Below are 12,378 nucleotides of genomic sequence, written 5' to 3'. Positions count from 1 at the left end.
AGGGCCTTGGCTCAGATGATGATCGGCGGGCAGGAATGGCGCGTGGACCGTGCTGGGGGATGCGATGCAAGGTCCGCCATCCCAAAGATGGTCACCAATGCCTGGTTCGGCCAGCGCTTGCCGAAGGCACAACGTTCAGGTGACCGCCCATGGGACCGGGCGTAGCGGGTGAGCGTCTTTTCAGCCAAGAGTCGGCTCCGCCTTGCATCGCGAAAGGATCCAAGCCGTCCTAGCGCAATCTCCAGGCTGGATTTCAAGGTGACCGTTCATGGGCCGAACGGGTGGCATCGATGCCCGCACTCACCAAACCCGCCACGAGGCGGTTCCGATGTCGCGCTGAAGGCTCCAGCACGCCGGTGACGATGGGCTGCAATGGCGAGCGGTAGTTCCTGGTACGGGGCCTGAGAAGTTTTCGAGCCCGTATCCCGTTCGGCTTGAGGTATCGAGAGGTGGAGAGCCGCGGTTTGCGACAAGCCAGCATGCCCGTTGGCACATCCAGTACCTCGGCACAAATGGACTTTCCCGTGGCCGAAAACCAAGCGGAGTCCGTTTGAGCAGCCTGCAAGGCCCGTGGCGAGTCGTCTCAGCGGCATTGCCCGCTTGGCCTGACGTGTCGGTGAACCTTCTGGAACTGGCCGTGGATGCGCGTGGCACCCGTGGAGCAGTTGGCTGCCATGCCGCTTCGCAAATGGACGGTGTGGCAGGGCGGGCCTCCGTATCCTGCTGTCAGGACAAAGCCCTTCACTGGAATTCTCTCCGGTCACTCTATTGGAGTGATTTTTTGATATTAAAGATTATGGGTAGTTATCTGAGCTAAAAGCAGCGTCACGAACCTTCCTCGAAAGTTTCCAGCTGCCCTTTCGACAAGCCATGTCGTTCCCGAATCCGCGGTCCGGTGCGGGCCCGAGTGACCGCAAGGTATGCGTTGGGCTGGACGGATAAGGTGCGGACTTGTGCCGCTGCTTGCGCGGTGCCCCTTGAGTTTCCGTTGAAAGAGCCGATGAAGGCAGAGCACCCGGGTATGCAAGCCGTGCCCTGGACGCCATGACCGAGCAGGACCACGTCGACCTTCCAGCCTATCGATACGACCAGATGACGTTTTTGATTGACCAATTGGCCGATCTCACGAGCTATCGGGACCGTGAGCAGGCCGACGCGCTCCTGCTCGACATGCTCGCCAAGGTGCTGCAGCCGCAGTTCCTGGCCTTGCACCACTGCGTGGGCGAGGCGCACAACCTGCGCTGGCGAACCACGTTGCCTCGCAGCGAGGCACCGGCGAGCCCGGTACCGGAGGGTACGAGCCGGGTCGATTACGAGCACCGGCCGGCGTTGGCCCGGCATCCGGAATGGGTGGAGTGCCTGCGCGACCTGCGCATCGTGGAGCGTGAGGGCCCGCCCACACTGGCGCTGATGCCCATCGTGGTGAACTCGCTGGCCGTGGGCGTGGTGGAGGTGCACGGCGCCAACACCCTGACGGAGGAGGGCCGGCGTGCCGCGCAGTCCATCGTGAGGCTGTACGGCAACTACCGGGCGCTGCTGGACTACGGCGAACGCGATCCCCTCACCGGGCTGTTCAACCGCAAGAAGTTCAACGACAGCTTCATGCACGCCGTGGTGCAGCGCGCCATCACACCCAGCGAGCAGTTCGCCGGGCAGGCCGGCGAGCCGACGCCGCAATACTTCCTGGCCGCGGTGGACCTGGACCACTTCAGGCAGATCAACGACAGCTTCGGCTACTTCATCGGCGACGAGGTGCTGCTGCTGACGGCGCGGGTCATGCGCACGGTGCTGCGCTTCGATGACCGCCTGTTCCGCTTCGGCGGCGAGGAGTTCGCGGTGCTGCTGGATGCCGCGGACGAGAAGGAAGCCCTGGCCGTGCTGGAAGACCTGCGCGAGCAGGTCGCGCGCCACAAGTTTCCGCAGGTGGGTCACGTGATGGTGAGCATCGGCTTCACGGCCGTGCGGCCCTCGGACCTGCCCACCAGCGCCATCGAGCGCGCCGACCGCGCGCTGCACCTGGCCAAGGCCAAGGGCCGCAACTGCGTCGTGGGACCGGCGACCATGGTGCCCGCAGGCCTGCTCGAAAGCGCTTCGCGCGGTGGCAGCGTGGACCTGTTCGAGGAATCGGCTTCGGCCACGAGCGACGTGGAGCTGTTCTGAGCCTGGGCGCGTCAGCAACGCCTCAAGCCTGCGCCTGTCCCAGCGGCAGCTCCAGCTCCACCGCCTCCACCAGGCGCCGTGCCGTCACGCTCAGGTGTAGCACCTTGCGCAGCGGGTGGCGCGAGACCACCGACTCCACGTGCTCCAGCACGTCATCGGGCAGGCAGGCGATGGCGCAGCGGTAGGCCTCCACCGGCAGGGCCTGGTCGTTGGGGCCGATCTCCACGATCAGCGCTTCGTACCCCGCTTCCGCCAGCGCTGTCTTGTAGCCCCGCGCGATGGCGGGCTCATAGCCGGCCAGCATCACCACCTCGCCCCCCGGCAGAACCGCGTCCGCCGGCAGCGGCGACGGTGCCACCTGTGCCACGCCCGGCGTGGGCGACGGCGGCACTGCGCCGGGGCGCCCCGTCAAGGTGGTCGCCGTCGGTGCCCCCGGCCCGACGCTCTCGCGCAGCGACTCGCGGATCTCCTGTTGTGACAACGCGCCGTGCAGCGCTTGCGTGATGGCGGGCGCCACCAGCGTGTAGAGCTGCGCGCGCAGTGCCACCTGGAACTCCGCGCTGCGCACGATCGCGGTAGCCACCTGGCCCACCACACCCTGCAACTGCTCGGCCGGCAGCGCCAGCAGTGCCTGCTCCACCGGGCCGCTCAGCAGCTCCTGCGCCACCCCGGCCGGCACGGTGGCATGGGTGGGCGCCTCGTCCGGCGCTTGCACGGAAAACGGCACGCCGATGCGAGCCGCGGCAGCGGGCCGCTGGGCGGCGGGCGCTTCGCGCCTGGCGCGCGCACGGCCACGCGCCGTGCGGCGTGCCTCGTCCGCCGACGGACCGGCAAAGGCCGCGTCCAGGTCGCCGAACAGATCCAGCGTCACGCCCAGCGCCGGTTCGAGCGTCATTTCCGGCGCCGGCACGGTTTCGGCTGCCGCCGCTGCTCCAGCTTCCTTCCGGTACTTTCTCGTGCCCATGCCGTACTGCTTCAACTTGGCTCGCCAGCAAATACTGTACGCGCATACAGTATTTGCTGCGTGAATTGGTGCAAGTGACCCTGTACAACATTAGGCTGACAGCACGGGAGAATCCAACGCGTGAGCGCCTGCTCGTTTCGCCAGCGAGCGGACACTTGCCATGTAAGTGCTGTAAGGCACTGGCGCAAACGCTCAAAAAACCCGGGTTTACCCTGGGTAAGGCGACGGCTGCCCGGGTTGTTGCGCCGCAGCACAGGCTGGCACCGTCGCATTGATGGAAGTCGTTGTGATCAACCTTGCCACGCGGGCCGAGCGTTGGAGTGCCATGTGGCAGCAGCTTTTGGGCATGGGCATGCGCCCGATCCGCATTCCCGCCGTCCATGGCGCTTCGCTCAGCAGCGAGCAGCGCTCCGTGCTCTACAGCGAACAGCTCAACCGCCGCCTCTACCATCAGCCCTTGTGCGACGGCGAAATCGGCTGCTACGCCAGCCACCTGGCCGTTTGGCAGCGCCTTCTGCATTCCAGTGCCGACTGCATCGCGGTGCTGGAGGACGACGTCGAGATCGACCCGTCGCTGCCGCAAGTGCTGGCGGCCATCGAGTCCATGCCCGACGACTGGGACTTGGTCAAGCTCATCGGCCGCAGCGTCGAGAAGGTGGACGGCGCGCAGCCGCTGTGCGAGGGCTGCTCGCTGATCTGCTATCGCCGCGTACCCAGCCTCACCGCTGCCTACGTGCTCCACCGGCGCGGCGCCGAGAAGCTGCTCACGCATCGCCCCCCGTTTGGCCGCCCGGTGGACGTGGATTTGCGCCACTGGTGGGAATGCGGGCTGGAGGTGCAGGGCGTGCAGCCCTACCCGGTGCGCGAAGCGCCTTGCGCGCGCGAGTCGTCCATGGTGGGGCGCGCGGCCGAGCGCGATGCCGCGCAGCGCTGGCGCAGGCTGTGGCAGCAGGCGCGCTACACCTGGTGCAACTGGCAGGCGCGGCTGGCCCGCCGGCCCGGCAGCGGCGCGGCGCTGCCGCGGCAGCTGCAGCCTCAGGCAGTGCTGGGCCGGCATGAGCGCTCCTGAGCCCATCGCGCGCGCTACCCGGAACCTGATCGTCCTGCGTGCCGGCGACGGCTCGCTGCATCGCGAATGGATCGCCGGGCCGCGGCGCGACTTCGACCTCTTCATCAGCTACTACGGCCGCACCCCGGAACGCTGGCGCGAGGACGCCGACCACTACGAGATGCGCTCCGGGCCCAAGTGGCCCTGCATCGCCGAGCTGGTGGCCGAGCACGCCGCGCTGGTGGCCGCCTACGACTGCGTCTGGTTCCCGGACGACGACCTGTCGGTTTCGACCGCCACCCTCAACCGCATGTTTGCCTTCTTCCACGCGCACGAGCTCAACCTGGCCCAGCCGGCGCTCACGCGCAACTCGTACCACACCTGGAACACGCTGCTGCAGGATCCGCAGTGCCACCTGCGCTACACGCGCTTCGTCGAAGTGATGGCGCCGCTGTTCAGCGCCGCGGCGCTGCGCGCGTGCGCCGGCAGCTTTGGCGAAAGCCGCAGCGGCTGGGGCCTGGACTGGATCTGGCCGATGCTGTGCGAGCGCGCCGGGCTCTCGGGCATCGCCGTGATCGACGCCACGCCGGTCTGGCACACGCGGCCGCTGGGCGGTGAGCTCTACCGCAACCACGAGCTCGACCCCCGCAACGACGCCGCGCAGCTGATCCGCAAGTACGGGCTGCAGGAGATCCGCGCGCTGGCCAAGTACAGCGTGCACGCACGGGTGCGGGCGGTGCCGCTGCCGATGCGCCAGCGCATCGTGTTCTGGTTCAAGCGACTCAATGGACGGCGCAAGCACCTGCGCGCGCGCTGAGGCGCGCCAAGGCCGGGGCCGCCGCTGGCTGGCCGCCCTGCTGCCCAAGAGCGGACCGGGCAGCCTGGGCGCGGCCGGCAAGCGCCTGGGCCGCTGCATGTGGCCGTACCGCTGGGCCCTGGGCGGCGGCGTGCTCTCCTTCTTCGGCGCGGCGGCGCTGGAGCCGCTGGCCCCGGCGCTGCTGCAGCGCCTGCTGGACCACGGCTTCGGCCCCCAGCTCGGCTTCCCGCTGTGGATCGTCCCGGTGGTCGTGGTGGGCCTGTTCGCGTTGCGCGGTCTGCTGAGCTTCTGCGGCACCTACCTCTTCGCCTGGTCCACCTCCAAGGGCGTGCTCGACTTGCGGCGCGACTTGGTACGGGCCCTGGTGCATGCCGATGCGCGGCTGTTCGCCTCGCTGAGTCCCGGCGTGGCCGCGGCCCGCGTCATCAACGACCCGCAGAACGCCACCGCGTCGCTGAGCAACGCGCTCACCACGCTGCTGAAGGACGGCACTTCGTTCGTCGCGCTGCTGGGCTACCTCTTCTACCTGAACTGGCGCCTGGCCCTGGTGTCGCTGGTGACGGCGCCGCTGCTGGGCTGGGTGGTGCAGCGGGTGAAGCAGCGCGTCGTGATGCTGGGCGCGCGCAGCTACGAATCGCAGGTGCGGCTCACCGGGATCGTGGACGACATCGCGCGCGCCTGGCGCGTGGTGCGCACCTTCGACGCCGGCGACTTCGAGGAGGCCCGCTTCGCCGCGGAGGCCCAGCGCTTTCGCCATGCCACGGTGAAGTCGGCGGCTGCCGCGGCGCTCATGAGCCCGCTGACGCAGCTGGTGGCCAGCCTGGGCGTGGCGCTGATCATCACGCTGGCACTGCTGGACGCCACCCGCGGCGGCATCACGGTGGGCGAGTTCGCCGCTTTCGTCACGGCGCTGCTGATGACGATCTCGCCGCTGCGCCGCCTCACCGATGTCACGCAGCCGGTGATCACGGGACTGATCGTGGCGCGAGCCTGCTTCGAGCTGGTGGACACGCCGGCCGAGCCGGACAGCGGCGAGCGCGAGATCGACGGTGTGCGGCAGGGCATCCGGCTGCAGGCGCTGACGGTGATGCATCCGGGCGCCGAGCATCCGGCGCTGGCGGACCTCGACCTGGACGTCCCGGCCGGGCAGACCCTGGCCCTCGTCGGCCCTTCCGGCGGCGGCAAGTCCACGCTGGTGAGCACGCTGCTGCGCTTCGTCACGCCCAGCGCCGGCAGCGTGCTCATCGACGGCATCGATATCGCCGACATCCGAAAGGCCTCGCTGCGGCGGCAGTTCGCCGTGGTCTCGCAGGACATCGTGCTGTTCGACGGGACCATCGAGGACAACGTCGCCTACGCCCAGCCCAAGGATTCGGCGCGCGTCGAGCGCTGCCTGCGCGCGGCGCACCTGTGGGACTTCGTGCAGTCGCTGCCCGAAGGCATGCACACCGGCGTGGGCACCAACGGCGCTCGGCTCTCGGGCGGCCAGCGCCAGCGGCTGGCCATCGCGCGCGCGCTCTACAAGGAGGCCGCGGTGTGGGTGTTCGACGAGGCGACCTCAGCGCTGGACAGCGAGTCCGAGCGCATCGTGCACCGCGCCATCGAGGAGCAGCGCGGCTCGCGCACCCTGATCCTGATCGCGCACCGGCTCAGCACCGTGCGGCGTGCCGACCGCATCGTGGTGCTGTCCGAGGGCCGCATGGTCGAGAGCGGCCGCCACGAGGAGCTGCTGGCCGCGGGCGGCCTGTATGCCGGCATGGTGCGCGCGCAGACCCTGGACTGATCGACATGGATTCCGTTTTGAACCCGACCCTGCACACGCTGCAAAGCCTGGTACTGCCCAACCTGGGCGTGCAGGCGCCCGAGGATCTGTATGTGCGGCTCAACGACCAGGCCTGGTGCCGCCTCGACGAGCCCACGCTGCATTTCGAGGCCGGCGGCCTGGCCTTGACCGATACCTACTACGGCGCGCTGTCCGTGAGCACGTGGCGCCGCCACTGCGCGCTCAAGGACGTGCTGCTGCAAGTCGAAGGAGAGGGCCGCTTCGTGCTGAGCCTGGGCCTGCACCGGCACGCCCAGGCGCCGTCGTGGGTGGCCGAGCAGGAATTGCGGCTGCAACCCGGCATGCCGGCGCTGATGGTCGTGCCGGGCTGGGACAGCCTGCCCGACGGCCTGCTGTTCTTCCGCCTGCGGGCGCTGGAGCCGGGGCGGCTCACCGCGGCACGCTACGTCACGCCGCAGCCGCCGCCCAACGCGGTGCAGCTGGGGCTGGTGGTGACGCATTTCAACCGCGTGGCGCAGGTGTTGCCAGCGGTGGAGCGCATCCGGTGTCTGCTGCGCCGCCCCGACCTGCGCGGGCGGCTCACGCTCACCGTGGTGGACAACTCGCGCAACCTGCCGCTGGCCAGCGACGCGGAAGTGACGGTGATCCCGAACCAGAACCTCGGCGGCACCGGTGGGTTCGTGCGCGGGATGCTGTCGCTGATCGACGGCGGCACCCACACCCATGCGCTGTTCATGGACGACGATGCCTCGTGCGAGACGGAGTCCATCGCGCGCGCGCTGGCGCTGCTGTCCTACGCCCGCACGCCGCGCCTGGCGGTGACGGGGGCGCTGATCAGCGAGTCGCGGCCCTGGCAACTGCTGGAGAACGGCGCGCGCTTCGACGGCTACGTGCAGCCCATCGGCATCGGGCGCGACCTGCGCCACGTGCCGGCGCTGCTGGACTGCGACCGCGGCGACCCGCGCCCGGATTACGGCGCCTGGTGGTTCTTCGCCTTCGGGCTGGCGGACGTGCAGCGCTGGCCTTTCCCGTTCTTCGTGCGCGGCGACGACATCTTCTTCGGGCTGCACAACGATTTCGAGATCATCACCACGCTGGGCATCGCCTGTCAGGGCGAGGACTTCCACGTCAAGGCCGGGCCGATGACGGCCTACCTGGATGCGCGCTATCACCTGGTGTGGGCCGTGCTGCTGCAGCGCGGCGGCGCACGGCGCGTGCTCAAGCTGGTGCGCGAGCTGTTCATCAAGGCGCTCAAGGGCTACCAGTACGCCAGCGCGCGGGCCGTCACGCTGGCGCTGCGGCACGTGGCGGCGGGGCCTCGCTTCTTCCGCGACAACATGGACCTGGCCCAGGTGCGGGCGGAGATCGCGGGCTGGGCGCCGGTGGAGAAGATGGTGCCGCTGGTGCGCCTGGACGAGGCGTACCGGCTGCCGCGCCCCAGTGGCCGCGAGCCGAAGCTGCGCCGCCTGCTGCGCGTGCTGACGCTGCAGGGCTACCTGCTGCCGCGCTCGCTGCTGAGCAGCAAGGTGCTGGTGCACGAAAAGAGCTTCCATGGCCGCGCCCGCGACGTCTTCGGCTTCCGTCGCGTGCTCTACCGTCACGTGGCCAGCGAAACCGGCTACATGGTGGAGCTGGACCGCGGGCGCTTCCTGGCCGAGATGCGCGACATGCTGGCTCAGTTGCGCCCGTTCCTGCGGCGCTTGCCCGAGCTGCGCCAAGCCTATGCCGAAGCGATGGAGCAGATGGGCAGCGCCACGTTCTGGCGCGGGGTGTACGGGCTGAACGAAGGGCCTGCCAGCACGACGGCGCGTCCGCTGGCCGGTGGCGTGGTTCAGGACACCACCGCGCAGCCGGTCCGGCCCACGGTGCCGGTGACGCCTTCGACCTGACCCGGACGGGGCACCCACCTTCGGGCGGGCCGAGGCCACCGTCCGAGCGAGGCCGCGGCCGCCCTTGGAGCGATGCGCGCCCGCTGCGGTATCGGGACACTGCCGATCCGCCGCCACCCGGCGGCCCCAGGCAGTGACTGAACCCCGCGACCCACCGCAAGGAGCCCGCATGAACGCCTCGCTTTCCCCCGAACACATCCTCCAGACCGGCATGGCCTTCTGGGGCTCCAAGGCCTTGCTGTCCGCCGTGGAACTGGGCGTGTTCACGCTGCTGGCGGAGGGGCCGCACACCGCCGAACAGTTGCGCCGCCGCCTGGGCCTGCACCCGCGCGCCATGCCCGATTTCCTGGACACGCTGCTGGCGCTGGGCTTTGTGCAGCGCGAGGGCAGCGGCGAGCTGGCGGCCTACAGCAACACCGCAGAGACGCAGTTCTTCCTCGACCGCGCCTCGCCGGGCTACATCGGTGGCGTCCTGGAGATGGCGAATGCGCGGCTGTATCCCTTCTGGGCCGGCCTCACCGAGGCGCTGCGCACCGGCCAGCCCCAGAACGAGATCAAGCACAGCGGCGAACCGATGTTCGCCAAGCTCTACGAGGACCCGGCGCGGCTGGAGCAGTTCATGGCCGCAATGAGCGGCATCTCGGCCGGCAATTTCACCCTGCTGGCCGACAAGTTCGACTTCGGCCCGTACCGCACGCTGGCCGACATCGGCGGCGCGACGGGACAGCTCGCCTGCCTCGTGGCGGCGCGCCATCCGCACCTGCGCTGCACGACGCTGGACCTGCCCCAGGTCACGGCCATCGCCGAGCGCCACATCGAGCGCCGCGGGCTGGCCGGGTGCGTGCAGGCTCGGCCCATCGACTTCTTCAGCGATGACTTCCCGCAGGCGGACGTGATCACGATGGGCATGATCCTGCACGACTGGAACCTGGAGAAGAAGCTGCAGCTCATGCGCAAGGCCTACGACGCGCTGCCGCCGGGCGGCTGCCTCATCGCCGTGGACAACCTCATCGACGACGACCGCCGCCACAACGCCTTCGGGCTGCTGATGTCGCTGAACATGCTCATCGAGTTCGGCGACGCCTTCGACTACACGGGAGCGGACTTCGACCGCTGGGCGCGCGAGGTCGGCTTCCAGCGCACGGAGTTGATCCCGCTGGTGGGCCCGGGCAGCGCGGCCGTGGCCTACAAGCAGGCTTGAGCGTGCACGTGGCACGCGGCATCGCCGCCTCAGGCCGGAGCCAGGGTCGCGGCAAAAGCCCTTGCGGCCTTGCTGGCCGGCAAGGCCGCCGGAGCGGTGCTGAAGGACAAGGGAAAGAAAACTCCCCGAGCCATGTGCCTCGTCCCGGCCGGGCCGGGACTGTCCTTGCCTTCAGCGCCGGTCTTCAGCGCCAGCCGCCGCGGTACCCGCCGCGCCAGCCGTAGTAGGGGTGGCGCCAGCCCCAGCCGTAGTACGGCCGGTACGCCCAGCCCCAGCCCGGGCCGGGACTGGGATACGCGGGAGCGATGTAGACCGGTGCGGGCGCAACCGTGACCGATGCATAAGGTGGCCCGGCCGGAACGACTGCGCAACCGCCAAAGAGGCTCAGCAGGCCGGCCGCGGCAAGCGTGATGAGGCGTTTTTCGAGACCCACGACAACTCCAGGCTCGTTGAACAGGTGAGGCGGCTTCGCCAGCCGCCATGTCCGGTTCAACGCGCCGGGGCGGCGTGGCGTTGACAGGCATCAAGACGGGAGCAGGCACGGCCTGCGGCGGTCCACGGGCCGAAGTGGGTTAAGGTTTGCCGTGTCCACGACATTTGCCGACGTCCAGAAAATGCCCGCGAAGAAGGCCGATTTCGAACTCGATCGCACGGTCACGCACCGGCTCCACACCTTGTCCAAGCTCACCGACCGGGTGAGCCAGGCCGTCTACCTGCAGGAGGCGGGCATTCCGCTCAACGAGGGGCGCTGCCTCGCCGCGGTGGGGGCGTTCGCGCCCTTGTCGGTGAACGACCTGGCGCGCCTGGCCAACCTCACCAAGGGCCAGGCCAGCCGCGCGGCACAGACGCTGGTGGACCAGGGGCTGGTGGACAAGCAGACCAGCGCGCTGGACGGGCGTGGCGTGGTGCTCAAGCTCACCCCGCAGGGGCGTCAGACCTGGCGCCGGGTCAAGGCACTGATCCAGCGCCGCAACGAGGAAATTGTTGCCTGCCTGGATGCGCCCGAGCGCGAGCAGCTCGACCGGCTGCTCGACCGCCTCGTGTCGCACGCCGCCAGGGCGCTGGGCCCGGGCGACGAGGCGGCGTAGCCGCCGGTCCGGCGCGCGTCCATGAAAAAAGGGACCCGAGGGCCCCTGTGATGTCAGCGCGGCGGCGGTTCAGCCGGCGCGGGTCTTGTCCAGCAGCGCCTTGCGGGCCTGGGCCAGCTGCTCCACGGCGGCCACCACGGCTTGCGAGGCCGACTTGTAGCCGGCGATCACCGGGGCCAGCGATTCCTTGGCAGCGTTGTCCTGCAGCGCAGCGTCCATCAGCTGGGCGCTCTGGGCGTCGAGCAGCTTCACGGCCTTGACCATGAACTCGTCGGCCTGCTCGGTGGCCTTGACCAGGCCGGCCATGGCAGCGTTCGGGTCCGTCGCGGCACCGGCGCCGGCCGTCAGCGGCGACTGGAACAGCTTGGCTTGTTCCTGGAAGAAAGCGGTGCTCAGCTCGCTCCACTGCTTGGCGGCTTCCTGGGCTTGGGTAAAGAAAACGTTCATGACGGTCTCCTGAAGTGAAGCGTTGTTGCGACGCGGAAATTGTGCGCTCAGATCACCGGGCGCACGGAGGGGGAGGGCAATAAAGCTTGCCCGGTGTTGTACACCGGATCATTGCAAGGCCGGGGTAAGCATGCCGCCCCTGGCCCGAACCTGCTGCACAGGCTCAGGCCGTGAGCGGCTGGGCCGTCTTTGCGCGGCGCTGTATGCGCCGTAGCAGCCAGGCCGCGATCGCCACTCCCGGCACAAGCAACGATACCAGCAGCACCGGGATGGCCAGCAGCGGACGCAGCTCCCACTTCTCCAGCACCACGTTCATCACGAACACGAAGGCGACGGCCGTGGGTAGCCACATCTGCAACGAGATCACGAGGAACTGCAGCGGCGTGACCCCGGGCGCTCCCAGGGCCTGGCGCAGCTTCACGGCGGCCAACACCGATGCCACCGCCATCAATTGCGCAAACAGCACGAACGCAACGATCCCCTTCACGCTTCCCTCCGATCCTCCGGGTGGCGATTCTTCCATGGCATGGGCCGCAGGCATGCGGCGTCGCGGTGCCCCGTTTGATCTGGGCGCAACAGTGTCTTGACGCCAGCCAGCCAAAGCGGGCAGGGCGCTGGAGCGCGTGCATGCCGGCGAAACGAGCAGCTTCTACCGGGCGGCGATACTGGAGCCTGCTTTGTATCAACAACTTCCATGAATCTGAAAATCGTCGTCTACAGCAAGAGCGCCTGCCCCCAGTGCGACACCGCCAAGCGCCTGCTCGAAAGCCGCGGCCTGCCCTTCGAGGTCATCCAGATCGACGACGAGGCCGAGCGCCTGGCGTTCTACGAACGCTGCGGGCCCAGCGTGCGCCAGATGCCGCAGATCTTCATCAACGACCAGCGCGTGGGCGGCGTGGCGGGGCTGCAGGCGGCGCTGGCGCAACTGGCGCAGGCGGCCCGCTGATCCCGGACGGCCACCTCAAGGCCGTCCATCGGTTG

General features: G+C 69.0%; 12 protein-coding genes. 8 read left to right on the top strand and 4 right to left on the bottom strand.

Features of this window, described 5'->3' with window-relative positions:
- Window positions 1-1,092 precede the first annotated feature (1,092 nt).
- A complete protein-coding gene (locus tag H537_RS41805; protein ID WP_064735928.1) occupies window positions 1,093-2,160 on the top strand; it encodes a GGDEF domain-containing protein in 1,068 nt (355 codons plus the stop codon).
- A 22-nt stretch (window positions 2,161-2,182) separates the two neighbouring features.
- On the opposite strand, the gene H537_RS56485 is transcribed toward H537_RS41805, so the two are convergent.
- A complete protein-coding gene (locus H537_RS56485) occupies window positions 2,183-3,124 on the bottom strand; it encodes a hypothetical protein (protein ID WP_156901533.1) in 942 nt (313 codons plus the stop codon).
- A gap of 274 nt (window positions 3,125-3,398) precedes the next feature.
- Between H537_RS56485 and H537_RS41800 the strand changes: the two genes are divergently transcribed.
- From H537_RS41800 to H537_RS0107880, 5 genes are all read left to right on the top strand, one after another.
- Complete coding sequence (locus H537_RS41800; protein ID WP_084150516.1) at window positions 3,399-4,193, top strand: glycosyltransferase family 25 protein; 795 nt, start codon at window positions 3,399-3,401, stop codon at window positions 4,191-4,193.
- A complete protein-coding gene (locus H537_RS0107895) occupies window positions 4,180-4,989 on the top strand; it encodes a DUF707 domain-containing protein (RefSeq protein ID WP_043458385.1) in 810 nt (269 codons plus the stop codon). Before H537_RS41800 ends, H537_RS0107895 begins: the two co-directional genes overlap by 14 nt.
- Window positions 4,958-6,772, top strand: coding sequence for an ABC transporter transmembrane domain-containing protein (locus tag H537_RS0107890; RefSeq protein ID WP_084150515.1), 1,815 nt, complete (start codon window positions 4,958-4,960; stop codon window positions 6,770-6,772). The genes H537_RS0107895 and H537_RS0107890 overlap by 32 nt, the downstream gene beginning before the upstream one ends.
- Before the next feature lie 5 nt (window positions 6,773-6,777).
- Window positions 6,778-8,661 (top strand): glycosyltransferase family protein, encoded by a 1,884-nt coding sequence (locus H537_RS41795; protein WP_051242143.1) that lies wholly within the window; start codon window positions 6,778-6,780, stop codon window positions 8,659-8,661.
- A gap of 169 nt (window positions 8,662-8,830) precedes the next feature.
- Complete coding sequence (locus H537_RS0107880; RefSeq protein ID WP_028997467.1) at window positions 8,831-9,862, top strand: methyltransferase; 1,032 nt, start codon at window positions 8,831-8,833, stop codon at window positions 9,860-9,862.
- A 184-nt stretch (window positions 9,863-10,046) separates the two neighbouring features.
- Here the strand turns inward: H537_RS0107880 and H537_RS50735 are convergent, their stop codons facing one another.
- Window positions 10,047-10,295 (bottom strand): hypothetical protein, encoded by a 249-nt coding sequence (locus H537_RS50735; protein WP_084150514.1) that lies wholly within the window; start codon window positions 10,293-10,295, stop codon window positions 10,047-10,049.
- A gap of 181 nt (window positions 10,296-10,476) precedes the next feature.
- Between H537_RS50735 and H537_RS0107875 the strand changes: the two genes are divergently transcribed.
- The gene (locus tag H537_RS0107875) at window positions 10,477-10,950 is read left to right on the top strand and encodes a MarR family winged helix-turn-helix transcriptional regulator (protein WP_028997466.1); all 474 of its coding nucleotides are present in this window, start codon (window positions 10,477-10,479) and stop codon (window positions 10,948-10,950) included.
- Window positions 10,951-11,019: 69 nt separating this feature from the next.
- Here the strand turns inward: H537_RS0107875 and H537_RS0107870 are convergent, their stop codons facing one another.
- On the bottom strand, window positions 11,020-11,397 hold the full coding sequence (locus H537_RS0107870) for a hypothetical protein (RefSeq protein WP_028997465.1): 378 nt from the start codon (window positions 11,395-11,397) through the stop codon (window positions 11,020-11,022).
- A gap of 163 nt (window positions 11,398-11,560) precedes the next feature.
- Window positions 11,561-11,884: a hypothetical protein gene (locus tag H537_RS0107865; protein ID WP_028997464.1), complete on the bottom strand. Its 324-nt coding sequence runs from the start codon at window positions 11,882-11,884 to the stop codon at window positions 11,561-11,563.
- Between the two features lie 207 nt (window positions 11,885-12,091).
- On the opposite strand from H537_RS0107865, the gene H537_RS0107860 reads away from it, so the two are divergent.
- Window positions 12,092-12,343 carry a glutaredoxin family protein gene (locus H537_RS0107860; RefSeq protein ID WP_028997463.1) on the top strand — a complete coding sequence of 84 codons (252 nt, stop codon included), beginning with the start codon at window positions 12,092-12,094 and terminating at the stop codon, window positions 12,341-12,343.
- Window positions 12,344-12,378 lie beyond the last annotated feature (35 nt).

This window comes from Azohydromonas australica DSM 1124 (assembly GCF_000430725.1).
Classification (GTDB): domain Bacteria; phylum Pseudomonadota; class Gammaproteobacteria; order Burkholderiales; family Burkholderiaceae_C; genus Azohydromonas; species Azohydromonas australica.
Note: the sequence above shows the minus strand (reverse complement) of the source record. Positions and strands in the feature narration are given on the sequence as shown.

Excerpts from the sequence above, each read along its gene's own strand:
- H537_RS0107880 (WP_028997467.1), top strand. The coding sequence starts at position 8,831 with ATGAACGCCTCGCTTTCCCCCGAACACATCCTCCAGACCGGCATGGCC.
- H537_RS0107860 (WP_028997463.1), top strand. The coding sequence starts at position 12,092 with ATGAATCTGAAAATCGTCGTCTACAGCAAGAGCGCCTGCCCCCAGTGC.
- H537_RS0107875 (WP_028997466.1), top strand. The coding sequence starts at position 10,477 with ATGCCCGCGAAGAAGGCCGATTTCGAACTCGATCGCACGGTCACGCAC.
- H537_RS0107895 (WP_043458385.1), top strand. The coding sequence starts at position 4,180 with ATGAGCGCTCCTGAGCCCATCGCGCGCGCTACCCGGAACCTGATCGTC.
- H537_RS0107870 (WP_028997465.1), bottom strand. The coding sequence starts at position 11,397 with ATGAACGTTTTCTTTACCCAAGCCCAGGAAGCCGCCAAGCAGTGGAGC.
- H537_RS56485 (WP_156901533.1), bottom strand. The coding sequence starts at position 3,124 with ATGGGCACGAGAAAGTACCGGAAGGAAGCTGGAGCAGCGGCGGCAGCC.
- H537_RS41800 (WP_084150516.1), top strand. The coding sequence starts at position 3,399 with ATGGAAGTCGTTGTGATCAACCTTGCCACGCGGGCCGAGCGTTGGAGT.
- H537_RS41805 (WP_064735928.1), top strand. The coding sequence starts at position 1,093 with ATGACGTTTTTGATTGACCAATTGGCCGATCTCACGAGCTATCGGGAC.
- H537_RS41795 (WP_051242143.1), top strand. The coding sequence starts at position 6,778 with ATGGATTCCGTTTTGAACCCGACCCTGCACACGCTGCAAAGCCTGGTA.
- H537_RS0107890 (WP_084150515.1), top strand. The coding sequence starts at position 4,958 with ATGGACGGCGCAAGCACCTGCGCGCGCGCTGAGGCGCGCCAAGGCCGG.